Source organism: Xenorhabdus miraniensis, assembly GCF_002632615.1.
Genome location: NZ_NITZ01000028.1, coordinates 17,329 through 39,334, shown reverse-complemented (window position 1 = coordinate 39,334; position 22,006 = coordinate 17,329). Strand labels below are relative to the sequence as shown.

Genomic DNA, 22,006 nt, shown 5'->3' with positions numbered 1-22,006 from the left:
TTGTTCCCATTGAGGGATGAAAAAACGGCAAAAATCATCGACATCACAGAAAATTTCGACTAACTTGTCCATAGCCTGTTCCACCTCGGAGCTGTTTTTGGGTGTGCACCAAAACTTTGCTCCTGGAACAGGCTTCTCGTCAACTTCTTATCCAGAATTCGGGTTAAATTAATTATTTTGGTATTCATTACTAACTCTTAGAATATGATGGAATTTTTCTATGATGGTGGTTATGTGTTATGTAATAAAAAATACAGTGTGGCTTCGCATTATATCGGCATGTGGTTTTTTTTCGGTATTTAGTGGTGAAAACAAATGCTATTATAATTATGGGCTTGGATAAAGAATAAGATCACGAGTAACCATAATTATTGATTTACAACTGAGAAAAATAATAATGAATTTAATTATATTGATGCAACCGTTTTCATGAAATTGATAAAATGCGTAGTGCAATATGGATGAATAAATTAAAGTTAGTTGCTATCGGATATACTTTTTATTCTGTTTATATTACTTACCATTTCGCTTAGCACGTTGCAAAAAGGAATAATCATGACTAAACAGCAATCTATCTCCATCTGGCGCTATCTACTATCGCGTGATGCGATAATGACGATTCTTATACCGATAATGCTTTATAACATTGCGTTTCGATTTGGTGGTGTCGGTATTGCTTTGTTGCTAACAGGCTTATACTCACTTGTTCTTAAATTTATTAGCAAAACCAAAGGTTCTTTAATTGTTGTTGCGTTGATTCTCGTATCAGGTATGAGTCATTATCTTTATATTCATGGGCATAAGCTATTTACTATCAAGCAAGAAGATGTATTTCTGTCTGTTAGTGGGGCTATTTCCACGATAATCGTATTTTGTTTTTATTCATTATTGGGTAGGCCAGTTGTGCAAACACTGGCAGAACAAGCTATGCCGAGATTGAAAACCATTGCTGTTTACGGTACGCCACTTTATGCCAGAGTATGGCAGGAAGTTTCTATGGCTTGGATCTTGGTGTTTTTGTTGAAAGCGATAGGGCTTTATGCGCTTTCAGATAAAGGAGGGTTGCCTATTAATAGTCTCATTTTTCTATGTAGCTCTCCGTTAACGCTGTTGATGATACTGTTCAGTTTCTATTGGCCCAGATATCGTTGGAAGTCAAAAAGATCAACCGATCCAACTTAAAAAACAGTTTGGTGAGACTTATATGACAGGCATCGATATTCTGGATGAACCCGCATGGCGATGCCCTGATAAAATTGAGTGTAAGAAGAGTGTGATTCTTTTCACGCTTTACGTTCGAATAGCACAAAACTAAGAAATATTCCTAAATCAACTAAGACCACAGCTCAAGCCAATTTGTTTCTAGTTCCTTAAACTGCCAAGTAATAACAATACCAACGAAAATTTTCGCTTCTTGCGATTTGCCTTTTTTATTTCCACCTGCATCAAAAAAGGCTCTTCTTCTCGTGGTTATCCAAGGATTTCAAATGATTAAAATTCTAGAACAAATTCGTAAGCCAACACTGGATCTTCCAGTGGAAGTCCGCCGCAAAATGTGGTTCAAGCCCTTTATGCAGTCGTACCTGGTGGTTTTTATTGGCTATATGGCCATGTATCTGGTGCGTAAAAACTTTAACATTGCCCAAAATGATATGATTTCGACTTATGGTTTGTCGATGACGCAATTGGGGTTAATAGGGTTAGGGTTTTCTATTACCTATGGGATCGGCAAGACCGTTGTTGCCTACTATGCGGACGGTAAAAATACCAAACAATTTTTGCCATTCATGCTGATTCTGTCTGGCCTTGCCATGTTGGGTTTCAGTATGAGTATGGGTAATTCTGGCGTCAGCATTTTCCTGATGGTGGCATTTTATGCGTTAAGTGGTTTTTTCCAAAGCATCGGGGGACCGGCCAGCTATTCCACGATTACAAAATGGACTCCCCGCAATAAACGCGGAAGTTATCTTGGTTTGTGGAATATGTCACATAACGTAGGCGGGGCCGGGGCGGCTGGAGTTGCACTCTTTGGTGCCAATTATTTTTTCAATGGTCACGTAATAGGGATGTTTATTTTTCCTTCTATTATTGCACTGATCATTGGCTTTATTGGATTGCGCTATGGTAGCGATTCCCCAGAAAGTTACGGCTTGGGTAAAGTAGAAGAACTATTTGGTGAAACTGTTAGCGAAGAAGATATTGCGGCAGAAGAAAACCAAATGACCAAACGTGAGATCTTTGTTGAATATATCCTAAAGAATAAAGTGATTTGGTTACTCTGTTTTGCCAATATCTTCCTTTATATCGTGCGTATTGGTATTGACCAATGGTCAACGGTGTATGCGTATCAGGAATTGGGGCAATCAAAAGAAACTGCCATCACGGGTTTCACCATGTTCGAAATAGGCGCGTTGGTCGGTACGCTAATGTGGGGATATCTCTCCGATTTGGCAAATGGTCGTCGTGCTCTGGTTGCTTGTGTTTCACTAGGTTTAATTATTGTCTGCCTTGAATTTTATCAACATGCAACCAGTGAGTTCATGTATTTGGGTTCTCTGTTTGTACTCGGCTTTCTGGTATTTGGTCCACAATTGTTGATAGGTGTGGCGGCTGTTGGTTTTGTACCGAAAAAAGCGATCAGTGTTGCTGATGGTGTTAAAGGAACGTTTGCTTACTTGATTGGTGACAGCTTTGCCAAACTCGGTTTGGGTATGATTGCTGATGGTGTGCCTGTCTTTGGTTTGACGGGTTGGAAAGGAACGTTTGTTGCCTTGGATGCCTCAGCCTTTGTCTGCCTTAGCCTGCTTGTTTTTGTGGCAATTGCAGAAGAAAGAAAAATCCGAAAAAGTAAGAAAGCGCAGTAATCCATTCTGAAAAAGTGTATCGATGCTGCTGTGTTTCTACAGTAGCATCTTCTCACCACCTTTTACCAAAGCATCATCTATTGCTAAGGCATGCCAAGAAAGGTAGTTTAGTTTGATTCTTAATTTGATAATAAATAATGATGATTAAAGTAGCATTAGTTGATGATCATGTTGTTGTTCGTTCAGGGTTCGCCCAATTACTGAATCTCGAATCTGATATTGAGGTGGTGGGAGAATTCAGCTCTTGTGCTGAAGCCAGACAAGGGTTGCCGGGCTCAGGAGCGACAATCTGTATTCTGGATATTTCGATGAAAGATGAAAGTGGGTTGTCACTGCTGCAAGATCTTCCTTCGGGTATTGCCTGTATTATGTTGAGTGTTCATGATTCTGCCACTATGGTGGAAAATGCCTTGAAGGCAGGGGCACGTGGTTATCTCAGCAAACGTTGTAGCCCGGATGAATTAGTTCAGGCAGTACGCACTACGGCAAATAATGGTTGTTATCTTACACCGGATATCGTGCTCAAATTAACCTCATCAAAAAGCAATCCAACTTCATTGGAACATCTGACTAAACGGGAACGACAAGTAGGAGAAATGTTGGCCCGTGGTATGGATGTCAAGGCGGTGGCGGCGGAATTGGGGTTGAGCCATAAAACCGTGCATGTCCATCGCGCTAATGCGATGAGTAAGTTAGGGGTAACGAATAACGTTGGTTTAGCTAATTATTTTGCCACTAGTGATTTTTAATGCCTCGATATCTGATTAACTCACTCTGCGGTTGGCTGCTGTTTTCTTGTTGGTGGTTCTGTTTATGGGTAATCGCCTACTATTTTATCAATGACTCAGAACTGGCTATTTTATTTTTTCCTTTTTCTTTGCGTCTCGGTATCGTACTGCATACTCCCAAGCATTATTGGCCGACTGTTTATGGTGCGGAATGGGTGCTAACCGTTTGTTTGACGCTCTTAATGGGGCAACTGCAATGGCTTACCGTATTAACCGCCAGCATAGCCAGTCTCCCGGTTGTTTGGTTTGCCAGCCGTTATTATTTTGGTAGTCAATGGCAGAGATTCGCTGTCATGATCAGTGTGATCCTGGTAACTTCTCTCATTAATGTTGTGGCGATAAGTAATCATAGCCCTGTTTTGATTATTGCCTTTTTAGTGAGCTTAACGGGTGGTGTCATGTTGATTCCTCTGTGTTATTTGGTATGGCACTATTTGTTCCAAAAAGTCTGGTTTCCGTTGACCGCCAATCTGGTATCACATCGGCTTCAGTTTCGCACGAGTCACATTACTCTGTGTATTTTATTATTTATACTGAATATTTTCTTGCAGGTGGGTCTGCCGAACGAATTGCGCTACTTTGCCCCATTTTGTTTAGCCATCCTGATTATCTTTCTGGCTTTTCGTTATGGTTGGCAAGGTGCTGTACTCGGTACTTTATTGAACAGTATTGCATTGATTGCTGCGCGTAGTGGCGTTTCGAGTATGGAGATCACGGACCTGCTGTTATCGCTTTTAGTGCAAACGTTAACGGGTATTATGTTGGGGATGGCGGTTCAGCGTCAGCGTGACCTTAATGTGCAGTTAAAGCGTCAACTGCATCGTAATCACAGCTTATCCCGTCAATTGGTCAAAGCAGAAGAATCGGTGAGGCGAGAAATTGCCCGTGAATTGCATGATGAAATTGGTCAGAATATTACCGCTATTCGTACACAAGCCAATATTATCCAGCGTGTCGAAGTCACGCCAGTGAGTTTTAACTGCGCCAAAACTATCGAATCATTATCTCTCAATGTTTATGATACGACTAAAGGATTGCTTAGTCGGTTACGTCCTAAAATTCTTGATGATCTTGGCTTGAAAGAAGCCATTGAACAATTATTGCGGGATATGGAATTTGAATCCCATAACATATTGGTGGAAATTCACTGGGAAGCAGATTCTGCGGTGGCCATTGAGCAACTGAGTGATACAACCAAAATCACATTATATCGTCTTTGTCAGGAAGCACTGAATAATGCCCTGAAATATTCTCAAGCCAATCATATTGAACTGCATTTTTCTGTCAGGGAAAAGATTAAGTTGCTGATCAGAGATAACGGTATTGGTTGTAAGGCCGAAGACCATATGAAAGGATTTGGTTTACGTGGTATGCGGGAACGTGTGCAGGCCCTTGGTGGAACGTTCTCAATTTATAGTGAAAAACGACAAGATGGTCTGGCTCGTTCGGGGACAGATTTGTCAATCATTTTTCCTAAACTTTAAGATACAGTCATGACCGTTTTTTCTCAATCCAAGCCGATCCATCAACGTCATTTGTCTGATGGAGACATTCGAGAGCAATACCGTTATTGGCGCCTGCATATCATGCTGAGCCTTTATATAGGCTACGCGCTGTTTTATTTTACCCGTAAAAATTTTAACTATGCGATGCCTGCCATGATAACTGATCTCGGCCTTGATAAAGGTGAGATTGGCCTTATTGGCACGCTGTTTTACATCACATATGGTTGTTCCAAATTTCTTTCCGGCATTATCTCTGACCGTTCTAATCCGCGTTATTTCATGGGAATAGGGCTAATTGCCACAGGTATCATCAATATCTTTTTTGGCTTGTCCAGCTCGATTGTTATGTTTACCTTCCTTTGGATATTAAATGCGTGGTTTCAGGGATGGGGATCACCGTCATGCGCTAAGCTGCTTACGAGTTGGTACTCTCGTTCAGAGCGTGGATTCTGGTGGTCGTTATGGAATACTTCACATCATGCAGGCAGTGCATTGGTGGCATTGTTTGTCAGTTTTTTGACATTGCATTTTAGCTGGCGGGAAGGGTTTATTGTGCCGGGTTGTTTGGGCATTTTAGCTGGTCTGTTTTTATGTTGGCGATTACGTGATAAGCCCACAACTATGGGGTTGCCGACCATCGGTCAGTTTCGTAACGATCATTTGGAAAAGATGCAGGAAAGCCAAGGGCAGGGGTTAACTACCAGAGAAATACTGAAAACATATGTTTTTCGCAATAAATATATTTGGTTGCTTTCGCTTAGTTATGTGTTGGTATACATCGTTCGCACGGTGATTAATGATTGGGGAAACCTCTATTTAACGGAATATCACCATTATGATTTGGTGAGTGCAAATGCGGTGTTATCCCTGTTTGAAATCGGTGGATTTATAGGATCGCTGGTGGCAGGTTGGGGATCAGATAGAGTGTTTGGTGGTAATCGTGGGCCGATGAACTTGATATTTGCAATGGGGATTTTTTTGTCAGTGGCTGCTTTATGGCTGATGCCTATGACGGGTCTGGTTTTTCAATCAATCGGTTTTTTTACCATTGGTTTTTTTGTCTTTGGCCCACAATTGTTGATTGGGATGGCTGCTGCTGAATGTTCACACAAAGATTCCGCAGGTGCTGCAACGGGTTTTGTGGGGCTTTTTGCTTATACAGGCGCCGCTCTTGCTGGCTATCCTTTTGCCGTCATTTTGGAGCGTTACTATTGGACAGGGTTATTTATTACCATTTCTGTCTGCGCAGTAATGATAGGTTTATTATTACTCCCGTTCTTACAAGCTCAATTTCCCCGGCACGTAGGGAAGGGAGAGCATAGAGCTAACTGATTGCCTGAAAATCAGTATTAAGAAAGGGAATGCCTATTACACCATTCTTCTCTGGTTATTTCCCAGAACTCACAATTATGTGTTCCTGACACATATTGTTTTTTTTCCGTTCTTATTAATCTTTCTCCTTGTGCTGATGAGATATTTTTTGAGCGTTGATTAATACTGGCTTTTTGCGTTCTGAGAACAGATTGCCCCAATGTGTGAAACCAATAATCGGTAACTTTTTCACAGGCTTCGCGCATCAATCCCTGACCCTGATAGTCTAAAGACAGCCAGAAACCCCGGTTATTATCTTGCCTATCATATAGTCCGATCACACCAATCAGTTCTTCAGGGTGTTTTTTAGCTCTGATAGACCATAACCATGCTTTTCCTGATTGCATGGCAGGCAGAGCGATTTTATTGACAAAATATTCAGCTCCATCAGCAGGATAAGGCCATGGAACTGCGCTGCCATCTAAGTATTTGACAATATCCCAATGAGGGAATTTTTGCTGAATTTGAGGCGCATCATTATGCGCTAATTTTTTTAATAGAAGCCGCTCAGTTTCTAGATCGTCAATTGACATAACGCCTCCAATTGTAACAAAAATGTTGTAATTTGGTCTTCAAGGACATTAATTGCAGTGTGAAAAATAGTCAATTCAATTCTTCAATTCAGTAAAATAGCGGGGTAAAACATCAGCGGGGTAAAACATAGAGGATGAAAACATGGCATATAAAACTATGGGATAAAAACTATGGGATAAAAATTATGGTATAGTAGCTCCCCCTGAATTTTTCCTACCTATCGGAATGTTATGTCTTATCAATGTCCTTTATGCCACTTGCCATTATTGTTTGCTCATCATCAATGGCGCTGTGAAAACAACCATCAATTTGATTGTGCAAAAGAAGGGTACGTCAATTTGATGCCCGTTCAGCATAAGCGTTCAAAAGAACCGGGTGATAGTGTGGAGATGATGCAAGCAAGAAGGGCATTTTTGCATTCTGGCCATTATTGGGCATTGCAACAAAAAGCGATTGAGCTGCTTAATGAATATTTACCGGAAGAAGCTGAAACACTGCTGGATATCGGTTGTGGTGAAGGTTATTACACGGCTGCGGTACAGAAACAGTTAAGTCATCATCGTAACCTGACAGTATATGGACTGGATGTGGCGAAGGTAGCGATTCGTTATGGCGCAAGACGTTATTCCAATGTTAATTTCTGCGTGGCATCCAGCCACCGATTGCCATTTGCAGACAGTGCAATGGATGGCATTTTGCGGATTTATGCCCCCTGTAAAGCAACAGAATTAGCTCGCGTAGTGAAACCACATGGTATTGTTTTGACAGTGACGCCAGGCCCACGTCATTTGTATCAATTGAAGGAGCTGATTTATCAGGAAGTGCATTTGCATCCTGAAAACCATGAGCAATGGGAAGGATTTGATTTAATTTCGACGCAAACGCTGGTTTATCCAATGTCATTGGATGGTGAACAAGCCCATAATTTATTGCAAATGACTCCTTTTGCCTGGCGGGCCTCGGAAGAAATTAAAGCTGATTTGTTGTCGAAAGATAGCTTTAATTGTGAAGCAGATTTCACATTGAAAGTATACCGACGTATTTGATAGCAATAATCTTATATTCGTCTTCTGGAGTAAATAAAAATTTATTTACTCCAGGGAAGAGATTATTCAGCATACATAACTAATTGAAGATGCTCGAATAATATATTAAAGCCAATGCAAATTAATACTAACCCACCAATTAACTCAGCACGTTTACCCAATAGAGGGCCAATATAACGGCCTATTAGCATTCCCAGTGTCGCCATAATCATGGTCATCAGCCCGATTGTCATGGCGGTATGTAGAATATCAACTTGCAAGAAGGCAAGACCGACACCAATTGCCATGGCATCCAGACTGGTTGCAATAGCAGTGAGAACCAATGCCACTGAACTATGGCGTTGACGTGTGGTTTTACGAGGCGTTTCAGGTTCATGCTTGAAGCTTTCAATAATCATTCGGCAGCCAAGAATGAACAATAATGAAAAGGCGATCCAATGATCCCATTCCATAATATATTGGCTGGCATACAGGCCCAATCCCCAACCAATTAAAGGGGTGCAGGTTTCAACCAGGCCAAAGATAATGCCAGTGCGGATAGCTTCACGAAAATGAGGGCGGTGCAGAGAGGCTCCTTTTCCGACTGCTGCGGCAAAAGCATCCATGGAAAGTGCTAGTGCGAGAATAAGTGTTGCATAGAAATTCATCAAAATAGCCTCGGTTGGGTGATTCCATATACACACAACGTCACCCCCAACCCATGGTGCAGCTATGTGTCTATGGTCTTGCCAACCATTCAGAGCCTCTTTGTTTGGCTCTTTAGGCATTCGCACCACGTTTTATTTTAAACGAGCATGTTGATACGAATTTTCCAGAAACTGTCTGGAACAGGCTACTCCCCAATGACTGAACCGGACAATATCATATTCAGAATAAAAGGCAAAAAATTTCATTATATTTTTGATATAGAACTGATAATGGTTATCATTACCTTTTCTGGGGTAAAAAAATAAGACCAATAATTTGCGTTGGTCTTATTTAATCTATATGGGTTTAAAGTAAGGGGGAAGATTATTTGTTATTCACAAGGAATTGATAAATTTTTTCCAGATCATCACATTTTGTGACAGAGATATATATTTTATTATGTTCTAACTCCATCATGAGAATACCATCTTCAGATAAATTCATTGCCTTAATACTTTCATAAGGGAAAAAGCGATAAGCATGATAGAAGCCTTGTGCTTTAAATATTAATTTCGGTGAGCGAATATAACCTAAATATAACGTTACTAAGATGATAAATGATAATAAATAGGTAGTGAATTGACTGCCATGAGATGTGACATTATTGTAAATAACAATTCCGATTAAAAAGATGAAGATCAGGGCATCAATCCGCTGCTTTCTTTTAAGTTTTATATTTAACAGCGTCTTACCTTTGAGCTGATTGATAATAAATTCATCATAAATTGCAAAAGCGAGCATTAACACAATCAAAATTATCAAGATGATATCATTCAAGCTCATTTTTAGTCCCTATTTTTTGTTGCGAATGGACGCTTTACAGTATTCTTGTTTTTGTAAGAATGGGGAGGTCCTGCCTCCCCATATATTGAAATGGTACAAAAAAAGCAAATTTAGCCAAGGAAACCAAAGCGGAAACCGACGATACCCAGAATGAAAAAGCCCACGATTATCCACAGAGGATTGACTTTTTTCCGCAGTAGCCACATACAGCCGAATGTCAGCAATAATGGCATCAGGCCAGGCATTAATTGATCCAGGATTGTTTGGACGGTAGTCACTTTTATTTCGCCAGTGAGTGGATCGGGAACTTCTGAAACCACTAGCGGAATATTGACTTTCGTCCATTTATTGACCAAGGCTCCCATGACAAATAAGCCCAGAATTGACGCTCCTTCCGTCATTTTCTGCAAGAAGCCACCGCCCATATCTTTAACGATATCCAGGCCTTTCTTATAGCCATAAGCTATCCCGAAGTAATGGGTGAGCAAACGTACCAAATTAAACAGAAAGAAAAATAGAATAGGACCCAACAGGCTGCCACTCATGGCAATACCGGCACCAAGGGCGGCGAATACTGGGCGTACAGTTCCCCAGAAAATTGGGTCACCTACACCAGCCAAAGGCCCCATCAAACCAACCTTGATACCGTTGATAGCGCCGTCATCAATGTCGGCTCCGTTGGCACGCTGTTCTTCCATTGCCATGGTGACACCAAGAATAGGAGCTGCAACATAAGGGTGAGTATTAAAGAATTCCATATGTCGCTTTAAAGCTTGTTTCCTTTCTTCGGTATTCTCTGGGTACAGGCGACGAATGGCAGGTACCATTGAGAAGCAGAAACCGAGCGCTTGCATGCGTTCAAAGTTCCATGAACCCTGAAAGAGGTTAGAACGGAGGAAAACACCGCGAATATCGCTTTGCGTCAGTTTTTTCTGACCCATATTTTTTGTCTCTGACATATTGTTTATCCTCTTAATCTAATTCGTTATCAAGGTCGTTTGAGGTATTGCCAGCAGGAGCGGCTGCCTGTGATTGGTTGTATTTAGGGCTAAGCTGGATATACAGAATTGCCATAACGATACCAATGACACCTAATGCAACCAGGTTGAAATTAGTGAAAGCGGCAGTGACGAAACCAAGGTAGAAGAATGGCATCAGATAACCAGCGCGCATCATGTTAATTACCATTGCATAACCAACCACCACGATCATGCCACCGGCGATATTCAGGCCACTGGTAACGACTTGTGGGATGGAGTTCAGCATGTTCTGAACTTCAGAGGTTCCTACGGATATCGCAACAATCAGAGCAGGGATGGCAATGCGCATAGCCTGTAACATCAGGGCTGAAATATGAATGATGCTGATTGCACGAAGATTACCGTTTTCTGCCGCCTTATCTGCTGCGTGCTGGAAACCAACAGTCAGAGTACGAACGATAATGGTCAGAACCTGTCCTGCCGCAGCCAGTGGGATCGCCAGTGCGATACCGGCACCAACATCTTGCCCGCCTGCGATGACCAGAATAGTTGAAATGATGGAGGCCAAAGCTGCATCAGGGGCGACTGCCGCACCGATATTCATCCAGCCAAGCGCAATCATTTCCAGTGTACCGCCGATGATGATGCCGGTTTTCATATCGCCAAGCACTAAGCCGACTAATGTACAGGCAATTAATGGCCGGTGAAATTGAAATTCATCAAGAATAGATCCCATGCCTGCGATACAGGCAACGATGAATATCAACACAAGTTGAACAACGGTAATTTCCATTGTTTTTCTCCTGTAACCAAATGTAATTTGGTAAGAATTTTGTTATTGAGTAATGGTTAATAAAATGATATCTGTTTTTGTTTTTAAACTTTTTTCAGCAGATCCATCATATTTAAACGGGTATCACTGGCGACTTTGCGAGCTTCAAGTTCGATGCCATGAGAACTCAGTTTTCCAAAGGCTTCAATGTCAGTATTATCAACAGAAATCGCGTTGTTGATCTGGGTTTTTCCCTGACGGAAAGCCATACCACCGATATTTACGGATTCGAGAGTGACTCCTCCTTCTACAATGCGCAGGACATCTGTCGGGTTGGTGAATAGCAGCATGACGCGCTCACCCGCATATTTAGGGTTGTTGTAAACACGAACATACTTGGCAACATCCACGACGTGTGCACTGACGCCCGGAGGTGCGACTTGTTTCAACAAAGTAGAACGTACGGTATCTTGAGCAACTTCATCGCTGACAACAATAATACGCTTGACGTTGGTTTCTTTCGTCCAACGGGTAGCAACTTGACCGTGAATAAGGCGATCGTCAATACGTGCGAGAGCTATCTTCATATGGCCGCCCGCAGCAGGCGCTGAGATTGGTGTTACGGCAGGCGCTGCCTGTTTAACGGGTTCAGGTTTTGCGGGTTCTTCAGTTTGTTCGGTTTTCAGGGCCCGGATGCCTTCTTTCCCTGTTTCTAATGCAACAGCAACCAATTCTTCCATTGATGGATCGTCGTCACGGCACATGAAGGCTTCAACCAACATCGGGACGTTTACGCCCGTGATTATTTCGTAGTTGTCTTTATCGACGGCAATACGGTTTGCAGCATTGAATGGGCTACCGCCCCAAGTATCGACAAAAAACAAAACCCCTTGTTCTGTATCGAGCGATTCCAGTTTTTTGTTGTACTTATCGAATAATGTATCGGCATTTTCACCGGGTACGAAGTCGATATAAGAAACGTTCTCCTGTTCTCCAATCAACATCTCTGCAGTATGAAGCAGTTGTTCTGCTGCAGCCCCATGCGTGCCAATCATAATGGCTATACTCACTTGTTTTCCCCTTTCTGTAACAATTGAACTCAGGCCTACTGTAAGCTCACACTCAATATTTCTAATGTATTTCATTCCCTATCAATAAACATGATAGTTGCAAACATGAAACCTTATCGAGAATCTATCTCAATATTTCATTTCTTACGGTTTTATATTTCGTTACATAAGAAAATATGTCGTTAGATTATCATTTGAAACCTTCAAGAAAATTGCTATCAGTCAGAAAAATTAAGATAGGCTGTTTTGATAGTTAAAAACGAGATTTTATATATTTTTATTTTAAATATTGGATTTTTATTTTGGTTTTTATTGTATTTTTGGTGTTTTAAACTGTTTCCGGTAACATTTTGTTAATCTTTGCATAAAAAAATTGTGATGTTTTTACAATAAAATAGAAAATAATGTGCTTTGGTGATCCGTTTCAGCCAAAAAATATCACTACCAAATGGTAGGGATATTGTTTCAACTAGAATTTGGTATATCAATAATTGTGGGGAGCTGTTCGTCGAAAATGGGTAGTAAAAAATACAGATGATCGCCAAATCGTTGGTGAAAGGATTCACGGGGCATATCTATGGAGATAAAGGCCATATCTTGCAGGCTCTGTATGATGAATTGGCTGCGGGAGGATTTTATATCTCTGGTATAATTTTTACTGCTTTTTTAGAAAAATGATGGTGAGTTAATACATTAAGCTGAGCCTTTTCAGGATAAAATTCCTGAGCCTACTTATTTCTCTTCAATTTCCTGCTGATGGTTGATGGATTTCAATTGAGTGATTCAGCAATGGCATATTGTGAAAATCCTTCTTTTTTTAAATTGAAAATCTGGTATCTTTTTGTTTCAGTCAATTGTCTATAGATCATGGCGCATTTTCCTTTGGTGGGAAAGATGCCTGCTATAGAGATTGATTGCCCTTCTGAAAAATTGCACTTATTAATCAGAACTGCCAATTATAAATTATTTTCTGTTGTTCATTACTAAGACATGCTAATAAATGACGCAATGCAATGCAAATTAACAAATATTGTACTAAGGAAAGTGTAATTATTGTGCCAAGGAAATGTAATGAATAAAATTAAACGCCCTAATCATGATGTGAATAGTTATGAACAGATTACAAGTTGTACCTCTTACTCAGTATCAAAAAGAAATATACTATGAAACCCAACGTAATCCAGAAAGCGGTCAGTTCACTATATCCATAGCGAGGATATTAAAAGAAAATATTAACTTTGAAAAACTTCTTAATTCAGTTAATGATTTTATTAATCAAGATGTTGCATGCCAATTGCGTATCGTTGAACAAGCAGGAGTGTTGGGTCAGCAAATACAAGATATGGCAGTTAATCAAGTGAAAGTCATTGATGCCAAAAATGAAGACATTACTGTACTTTTCAGTAAATGGTCAGAGCGAGTTTTTAATCTGAATGACAAATCGCTCATTGAGATTGCTCTGTTACGAAATCTACAAAATGACGGCACTGCTATTTTTATTCGTGTTCACCATATTATTTGTGATGGCTGGGGAATAAACCAATTAGCAGAAAAAATTCTACATTTCTACCAAAACAATGATCTTAATCAAGGAATGTTGTATAGAAATTATGAGAGGTATATTTCAGCAGTAATTGAACAAGAAATAACTTTGTCACAGCCGGAAATAGAACAGCAAATAACAGAGCTGGCTGAATTTACACAATGCAATGAGCCCGTTTTTTTTAATCGTGGAAAGAAAAGTAATCTTTCTCGCTTCATGCGCCACCGATATATATTGGCTAAGTCTGAGGTTGCAAAAGCGATATCTCAAGGAATTAATCCCTACCAAGTTATTATGTCTGCGGTAGCTATTTTATTGTCACGGTTACATAATAGCACCCAGATAACAATAGGCGTTCCTTTACTCAACCGCCGCAATAGTCAACTTGATATGGCTGGTCATTGGGCTAATACGCTGCCACTTGCTGTTGCGGTAGAAGAAGATGATACTCTTATTGATCTGGCGGCTCGTATTAAAACAGACACCACAAAACTGAAAACGTTTGAGCATATCCCGCTCGGGCGTTTGCTTAAGTCTATGGGAACAACAAAACGTCGGTGTTTCGATGTCACTGTATCTTATAACCGATTTCCCACCGTAGGTGCTTCCTGTTATACCTATAAAAGTGAAGGTAACTATGCACCGGCTCATGAAGATGATGCAATAGCGATCTATATCTGTACTGATGGGAAGGATAATGATATCACTATTGACATCGCCGGAGCTGTCGATATTTTCGATGAAAATTATACATTTGAAACCCTTACCGCTTCCTTAGTGCGTATTATCGAACAATTTATTGCATCACCAACACAAACTGTCTCGGAAGTGAATCTCTCTTCGGCGGAAGAAGTGGCTCAATTGGCTCTTTTTGAGCAAGGGCCCATTGCAGAATTCTCGAAACAAGAGACTTTATCAAGGTTATTTGATACTCAGGTTTCATTACACGGAAACGCAGTCGCTATCGCAAATTCTGGCGAGCAACCCACGCTGACTTATACTCAGTTCCAAACCTGCATAGACAATATGGTTACGGTGTTACTGAAAGAGAACGTGCGGAAAGGAGATATCGTTGCAATCTTAATGGATCGCAGTACGGATATGCTTACAGCTATTTTTGCTGTATTAAAAGCAGGCGCGGCTTATCTGCCTATCGATCCCAATTATCCGCAAGAGCGGATTGATTATATGCTGAATGATAGTGGTGTCGAAGTCATCATATCCGACAAAGCTAATCAGTCTTTAATCGCTAAATCTTATATTGTCATTGATGGTAATAACATTTCCGCTCAAGAAAATGTAAAACAGCCCAATTTATCTACAGCAGATTCTCTGGCATATATGATTTATACATCAGGCTCCACCGGGCAACCTAAAGGAGTTATGATCGATCATTATTCAGCGGTAAATCGGATTGAGTGGATGCAGGAACGTTATCCACTGGATAGTACCGATGTGATACTACAAAAAACACCGATTTCATTCGATGTCTCTGTTTGGGAATTGTTTTGGTGGTCTATTTCTGGGGCTGCTGTCCACTTATTGCCACCCGGTGCTCACAAAGATCCATTGGAAATAATAAAAGCAATCAGTCTGCATAATGTGACTACATTGCACTTTGTTCCCTCTATGCTCCAGCCTTTCTTAGATATTTTGGAGGCTGAACCTGAATTAGTGGTCAAATTAACCAGCCTGCGCCGTGTGTTCACCAGCGGTGAAGCACTTCCTCCTACGCGGGTTAATCAGTTCCGTAAAATCTTTTCCACTTTTGGTTTAAATGCACCGGCTCTGATCAATCTGTATGGCCCAACAGAGGCCACCGTAGATGTATCGTATTTCGAGTTTCTTCCTGAACATAACGATGTTATCAACCGCGTCCCCATTGGTTTTCCGATCAACAATATTTCACTGAGAATTATGTCTCAGCATGACACCCGACAGCCAATCGGCATTGCGGGTGAGTTGCAGATCAGCGGTATTGGATTAGCCCGTGGTTATCACAATAAGCCAGAATTAACTGACGAGAAATTCATTTGGGATGGAGAGCAGCGCTGGTATCGCACAGGAGATTTAGCAAGGTGGTTATCTGACGGTAGCATCGAATATTTAGGAAGAATTGATAATCAGGTGAAGATCAGAGGGAACCGCATTGAATTGGGGGAAGTGCAAAACACGCTCGAACGTATTCCTGAAATTACCCAAGCTGAAGTTTTACCACAGAAGAATAATAATGGTGATACTTATCTTTGTGCATACTATGTTATTAATAACCCAAGTGTTATCAATAACCCAAGTGCCACCAATAACCAGAGCCTTACATCTGAGAAATTACGTGAAACTTTACTGGAATTTTTACCCGATTTCATGGTTCCACTGAAATTTTTTCAGGTTCCCTCTATTCCTCTTACCCCAAACGGTAAAGTTGACCGTGGCGCTCTTAGTGCATTGGTGAAAACAGAAGTTTCGAGTTGCCATGATAATGCTCAGACTGAAACTGAGTATAAATTATCAGAAATTTGGAAACGGGTATTAAAGATTGAAAAACTCAGTGTGCAGGATAATTTTTACACATTAGGAGGTGATTCCATCTTAATGCTGAAAGTGCGTTCTGAAGCTGAAAAGGCGGGAATGAATGTGACTCTTTCTGAGTTGTCACAACATTTGACGATAGCCGAGTTGGGCCAACAAATTGACACCGGTCATAAGGCTCAAAAAGTCAATGAGTTACCGCCCTTTGCACTGATCAAAGAAAAAGAGCGTGCGAAACTTTCTCAATATGCTGACGCATTCCCGGCAACCCAACTCCAACTTGGCCTGATATATCATAGCCAGCAGAGCAAAAGCTCAGGCACTTATAAGGATGTTTTCCGCTATACGCTGAAAGGAGAGTGGAAACCTGAAATTTTCCGTAAAAGTGTAGCAGCAACTATCCAACGCCATCCTGCTCTTCGTTCACACTTTAACTTGGCTGATTTCAGCGAGCCCTTGCAAGTCATTAATCGCAGTATCGATCTTGACCATGCAGTAGTGATTCAAGATGTTAGCTTATTGCCATTGATTGAGTCTGAACAACTTATTAAAGAGTGCATGAAAAGAAGAAGTCGTCAGGACTACCATTTTGATTGTGCGCCTTTGTATCACATCTGTTTGTTCAGAACCGCAGAGGCTATAGAGATGGTATTTAGTTTCCATCATGCCATTCTGGATGGGGGTAGTGTGGCAAATTTGGTGCGTGAATTATTCTCTCGTTACCTTAATGATGGTATGTATTTTTCTGAGACGGATGTACTCCCATCACCTGCGCTATATATACAGGATGAGCTTCACGCATTACAAGATCAGGGACACAGCGAGTTCTGGAAAGAAATGTTTAATGGACTCCCCCGAACGCAATTCCCCGGATACCGGTTGTACGAAAGTTTGCCGAAAAATCAGACTTTCACAAAAAAGGTCATCATTCCAGAAGAAATTGAAACCAAGCTGAAAACTCTGGTACAGCAAGAAAATGTGTCAATTAAATCGGTTTTCTTTGCTGCACATTGTTTAACTGTAGCTATGTTTACGAATCAAGGTGAAATCGCGACGGGGTTGGTTACCCATGGCAGGCCTGATGCACAGAATTCAGAGCAAACATTAGGCTTGTTTCTTAATACATTACCCGTGCGTTTCTCTCTGGCTGACAAAACATGGAAAGAGTGTATTCATTCTGTATTTAGTGCTGAACAGCGCCATGCGCCATACCGTAAATATCCACTTAATGCTATCCAACAGGTGGCAGGCGAAGGGGCAAAAATAAATTCCGCATTCAATTACATTCACTTCCACGTATTATCCGAAGTATTTGGCGGCCCTGATTTGTCTCTTATCGCATTCGATCCGTGGGAAGAAACTAACTTTGAAGTATTACTCAATGTCATGACTGACTTCATCACAGGTCAAAATTATTTACGATGCGATTTTGATGGTAATGTTTTCTCACAAGTGCAGGCTGATACTTACATGGACACCTATATGACCCTATTGAACAGAATGGTCAGTAGTGGTGATCAACGGGCAACCCTGAGCCAGCCGCTCACACCGAGAAGCAAGGAAATACCATCTCAGGAATTCATCTCAACGCTGGCTATGATTGCGAAAAATGTACAGGAGCAACCTGATGCAATAGCGATTCGTTATCACGGCCTGCAATGGAGTTATGAAAAACTATGGTCAGAGTCTGGGAAAATTGCTTCCGCGCTGATTTCTGAGGGGGTTGTTCAGAATACACCTGTCGCTATTGCTCTTGAGCGTTCTCCGACACTTGTTGCATCACTGATTGGTGTGATGAGAGCGGGGGGAGCCTGTTTACCATTGGATCTGAGTTATCCGGCTCAGCGTATTGAAGCTATGGTGGAACAGGCTCAGCCGATACTGGCTATTGTTGATGGTAAATCTGATACGTTACTCAACGTAGTGACAATCCCGACAATGAGAGCGGACACGTTGATAAACGGAAATATGCGTGTACCCGATATAGAAATACTCCCTGAACAGTTGGCTTATTTACTGTTTACATCAGGTTCAACGGGCAAGCCCAAAGGCGTAGCAATGCCGCATCGTAGCCTGTCGAATTTGGTTACCTGGCAGAATGATACTCATACTGGTAAGAATATTCGTTCTACCTTGCAGTATGCGCCTCTGAGTTTTGACGTTTCATTTCAGGAAATTTTCTCTACATTGACTTCTGGTGGCGAATTACACCTTATTAGTGAAGATGAACGACGTGACCCTTTGCAGTTACTGCGTATTATCGAGACATATCAAATAGAGAGGATCTACCTGCCTTATGTTGCACTTCAGCAATTAGCCGAAACAGCCGTAGCATTGGGCACTTACCCGAAAAATCTGAAAGTTGTCATTTCATCCGGTGAGCAACTTCGGGTTACCGAAGATATTCGCCTGTTTATTGGACAAATAAATAACGGTATCCTTGAGAATCAGTATGGCCCCACAGAAACTCATGTCATTACCGCATTTACAATGCAAGGTGATCCGACATCTTTCCCTGCGCTTCCACCCATTGGTAAAAGTATCAACAACTCAGATATCGTGCTCCTGAACAGTCAATTACAAGAAGTGGCTTCTGGTGAACAAGGTGAAATTTATGCTCGCGGTTTACCTGTCGCACTGGGTTATTATCGTCAGCCAGAATTAACCGCAGAGCGCTTTATTATGTTCAAAGGCAGTGATGAGCCACTGTATCGTACGGGTGATCTGGGCGTGAAGCTTAAAGATGGCAATATTCTCTGTTTAGGACGCAAGGATACACAGGTTAAAGTCCGTGGTTATCGCATTGAATTGGCAGAAATAGAATTAGCCGTATCGAGTACGCCCGGTGCTGATGAAATATTGAAAGATGTTGCGGTCGTCGTTCAACGGCACGGTGAAAGTGATGGTTTCTTGGTCGCATTCCTGATCGGGGAAAAGAACGAAGTATTTACTGTACGTGTACAGCAACATTTGGCTGAAACTCTGCCTAAGCATATGATTCCTTCTCAAATAGAGTGGTTGGATTCACTGCCCAAGACCCCGAGTGGGAAACGTGATGATGCGGCGTTACGCAGTATGCGGATCACACATGGACATAATGCTGTAGGGGATATTGCTCCGCGAGACAACTATGAACAAGTATTGTGTGATTTGGCGGCGGACTTGCTGAAAATACCCGGCTTATCTGTTCATCAAAATTTGTTTGATATCGGTGGTACTTCATTGACAGCCATGAGAATGGTCGTTCTGGTAGAAAAATATTTCGGTATCAGCATTCCTTTGTCTCTTTTCGTTAGTAATCCGACTGTCGCACAGTTAGCTACACATGTCAGAGAAAAAGGCGGATATCCCAAATTCAGTCCTCTTGTCCCCATGCGTACTACGGGTCATAAACGGCCATTGTTTTTTGTTCATCCAATGGGGGGAAATGTCTTGTCCTATTTACGGCTAGTGAAGCATTTCCCCGAGGATCAACCTTTCTATGCCTTGCAGGCTCACGGAGTGGATGCGGGATCTATGCCATTAGCCAGTGTGCAAGAACAAGCGGCAAATTATTTGGAAGCCATACGCCAAATCCAGCCATATGGCCCATATTCAATCGGCGGTTGGTCTTATGGCGGCTTTGTCGCATTTGAGATGGCACGTCAGTTGAAAGAGCATGGGGAAGAAGTGGCAAATCTTTTTGTCTTAGACACGGTTGCGCTTAACACGAACTCTCAGGGAAAAGTGAATGAGGAAGCGCTATTACGATGGTTTTTCTGGGAATTACTGTGGGTTAATGAAGGGGCGACTCTCCCTGAGCAGATTGTGCCGGAACAGATGACTTCTTTGCAGGAACGATTTGAATATATTACGGAGCATGCCATTGCCACAGGCGCAATTCCACAAGGCAGTTCTCGTGCTGTCGTACAACGATTATTTGATGTGTATAAGACCAATTGGAAAGCCGCTGCGGATTATGCTGCTTACAAAGCAGATATCAATATGACTTTATTACATGCAACGCGTCCATTACCCGAAGTACTACGCTCTATGCATGATGCGATAAGAAGTGAGTATCGTGATCCTAAAAATGGCTGGGAAGGTAAAACAGCGGGTTATATCAATGTCATTGATGTACCCGGTGATCATTTAGAGATTATGGAAGAGCCGTATGTGGCAGAAGTTGCACAAGTTATCCTTAGGGAAATGAGTGAATTCTCTAAAGAACAAGTATTGTTAGTTTCGGAGAAAGTATGAATCGTCCATTAAAAGTGATTATAGTCGGAGCCGGTATTGGTGGGCTAACTGCTGCTATCGTGTTACGGAAGATTGGCCATTGTGTTGAAGTTTATGAACAAGCACCCACTTTACGTACAGTAGGCTCAGGTTTATCTGTGATGTCCAATGCGGTTGCTGCCTTATCCTCAATTGGTATTAATCTGAAATTGGAGCACTTTGGTGCTCCAGTTAAACGTTTTGAAATCAGGAACGTTAAAGATCGTTTGATACGTAGCTTACCAATACCTGAAATCTCGTCTTCTAACGGATTCGATAGTGTTTGTATATCTCGTAAGGCATTGCAGGAAGCTCTGCTACAGCAGCTTGATAAGAATATTATCCATGTCGGCGCTAAGGTCACCGGAATTACCGAGAATGACGATGGTGTTTCTGTCCGTTTTGCTGATGGCAAGGAAACACATGGAGATTTGCTTATTGGTGCTGATGGGATTTACTCTTTTGTCCGTGACTATGTTCAAGGGAACAAACCTGTTCGTTCAGCCGATTATATCTGTTGGTTAGCTATTACCCGCTATCAACATCCGCAGATCACACCGGGTTACGTTGGCCATTATTGGGGGGCAGGGAAACGGATCGGTTTGATCGATGTGGGTGATGGTGAAGTCTATTGGTGGGGGACTGCGAATATGTGTACTGAACAGACCCATAACTGGCAAGGAAATACTAAAGATATCCTGGCGTATTACCAGGGATGGCCAGCTATTGTTTCTGATATCATCCAGCAAACGCCACCCGAAGATATCATTGCTGTTCCGGCACAAGATAGACCTTTTTCACCTCTCTGGGGAAAAGGCCGAATCACTCTTTTGGGAGATGCGGCGCATCCTATGCTGACAAGCCTTGGTCAGGGTGCGGGTATGGCTATCGAAGATGCCGCGGTTTTGGGGCATGTATTTAAGCAGCAGTCAGATCCAATTTCTGCTCTGCGTCAATACGAAAAAACTCGTCTTCCAAGGGCGGAAATGTTAGTTAATGCTTCAAGAATGCTGAGTGAAGTTGAACAGGAAGATCGTTTCTTTCATTGTTTGAAGAGGGAGCTGTCCTTACGGTTTGTACCAACGGCAAAACTCAGGGAAAATCTCGAAAGATCATTAAGTTTTTCTACCGGAGACTTTGATACCGAGGCCGTCGTCGCTGAGTAGTAACTCGTAAAATCAGGACACTTTATATAACCTCATCCCGCCGTTTCAGTATTTCGGCAGGGCTGAGGTTAATATCGTGAAAAACAGCTAACAATATCACTTATCCCTGAA

Annotated in this window: 14 protein-coding genes and 1 riboswitch; of the genes, 8 read left to right on the top strand and 6 right to left on the bottom strand. The window is 41.7% G+C overall.

Annotated elements, in window-relative coordinates:
- Positions 1–555 precede the first annotated feature (555 nt).
- The 5 genes from Xmir_RS19175 to uhpC all read left to right on the top strand — a co-directional run bounded on the left by Xmir_RS19175 (position 556) and on the right by uhpC (position 6,489).
- Entirely contained in the window at positions 556–1,182 is a 627-nt protein-coding gene (locus Xmir_RS19175) for a hypothetical protein (protein WP_099115712.1), read from the top strand.
- Positions 1,183–1,487: 305 nt separating this feature from the next.
- Positions 1,488–2,864, top strand: coding sequence for a hexose-6-phosphate:phosphate antiporter (gene uhpT / locus Xmir_RS19170; RefSeq protein WP_099115711.1), 1,377 nt, complete (start codon positions 1,488–1,490; stop codon positions 2,862–2,864).
- Between the two features lie 140 nt (positions 2,865–3,004).
- Positions 3,005–3,613, top strand: coding sequence for a response regulator transcription factor UhpA (gene uhpA, locus Xmir_RS19165; protein ID WP_099115714.1), 609 nt, complete (start codon positions 3,005–3,007; stop codon positions 3,611–3,613).
- Complete coding sequence (gene uhpB, locus Xmir_RS19160; RefSeq protein ID WP_099115710.1) at positions 3,613–5,136, top strand: signal transduction histidine-protein kinase/phosphatase UhpB; 1,524 nt, start codon at positions 3,613–3,615, stop codon at positions 5,134–5,136. Before uhpA ends, uhpB begins: the two co-directional genes overlap by 1 nt.
- Before the next feature lie 9 nt (positions 5,137–5,145).
- Entirely contained in the window at positions 5,146–6,489 is a 1,344-nt protein-coding gene (gene uhpC, locus Xmir_RS19155; protein ID WP_099115709.1) for an MFS transporter, read from the top strand.
- A gap of 17 nt (positions 6,490–6,506) precedes the next feature.
- Here uhpC and Xmir_RS19150 read toward each other — a convergent pair whose 3' ends face one another.
- Positions 6,507–7,061: a GNAT family N-acetyltransferase gene (locus Xmir_RS19150; RefSeq protein ID WP_099115708.1), complete on the bottom strand. Its 555-nt coding sequence runs from the start codon at positions 7,059–7,061 to the stop codon at positions 6,507–6,509.
- A gap of 231 nt (positions 7,062–7,292) precedes the next feature.
- On the opposite strand from Xmir_RS19150, the gene rlmA reads away from it, so the two are divergent.
- Positions 7,293–8,108, top strand: a complete 816-nt coding sequence (gene rlmA / locus Xmir_RS19145; protein WP_099115707.1) for a 23S rRNA (guanine(745)-N(1))-methyltransferase — start codon at positions 7,293–7,295, stop codon at positions 8,106–8,108.
- Between the two features lie 62 nt (positions 8,109–8,170).
- Here rlmA and mntP read toward each other — a convergent pair whose 3' ends face one another.
- From mntP to manX, 5 genes are all read right to left on the bottom strand, one after another.
- On the bottom strand, positions 8,171–8,755 hold the full coding sequence (gene mntP / locus Xmir_RS19140; RefSeq protein ID WP_145956933.1) for a manganese efflux pump MntP: 585 nt from the start codon (positions 8,753–8,755) through the stop codon (positions 8,171–8,173).
- A 48-nt stretch (positions 8,756–8,803) separates the two neighbouring features.
- A riboswitch (yybP-ykoY riboswitch) is annotated at positions 8,804–8,963 on the bottom strand.
- A gap of 156 nt (positions 8,964–9,119) precedes the next feature.
- On the bottom strand, positions 9,120–9,578 hold the full coding sequence (locus tag Xmir_RS19135; protein WP_099115706.1) for a DUF986 family protein: 459 nt from the start codon (positions 9,576–9,578) through the stop codon (positions 9,120–9,122).
- 110 nt (positions 9,579–9,688) lie between these two features.
- The gene (locus Xmir_RS19130) at positions 9,689–10,537 is read right to left on the bottom strand and encodes a PTS mannose transporter subunit IID (protein WP_099115705.1); all 849 of its coding nucleotides are present in this window, start codon (positions 10,535–10,537) and stop codon (positions 9,689–9,691) included.
- Positions 10,538–10,550: 13 nt separating this feature from the next.
- Positions 10,551–11,351 carry a PTS mannose/fructose/sorbose transporter subunit IIC gene (locus tag Xmir_RS19125; RefSeq protein WP_047962887.1) on the bottom strand — a complete coding sequence of 267 codons (801 nt, stop codon included), beginning with the start codon at positions 11,349–11,351 and terminating at the stop codon, positions 10,551–10,553.
- An 83-nt stretch (positions 11,352–11,434) separates the two neighbouring features.
- Complete coding sequence (manX, locus tag Xmir_RS19120) at positions 11,435–12,400, bottom strand: PTS mannose transporter subunit IIAB (RefSeq protein ID WP_099115704.1); 966 nt, start codon at positions 12,398–12,400, stop codon at positions 11,435–11,437.
- Between the two features lie 1,111 nt (positions 12,401–13,511).
- Here manX and Xmir_RS19115 point away from each other — a divergent pair.
- Both Xmir_RS19115 and Xmir_RS19110 read left to right on the top strand, forming a co-directional pair.
- Positions 13,512–20,711, top strand: coding sequence for an amino acid adenylation domain-containing protein (locus Xmir_RS19115; protein ID WP_099115703.1), 7,200 nt, complete (start codon positions 13,512–13,514; stop codon positions 20,709–20,711).
- Positions 20,708–21,895: an FAD-dependent monooxygenase gene (locus Xmir_RS19110; RefSeq protein ID WP_099115702.1), complete on the top strand. Its 1,188-nt coding sequence runs from the start codon at positions 20,708–20,710 to the stop codon at positions 21,893–21,895. Before Xmir_RS19115 ends, Xmir_RS19110 begins: the two co-directional genes overlap by 4 nt.
- Positions 21,896–22,006 lie beyond the last annotated feature (111 nt).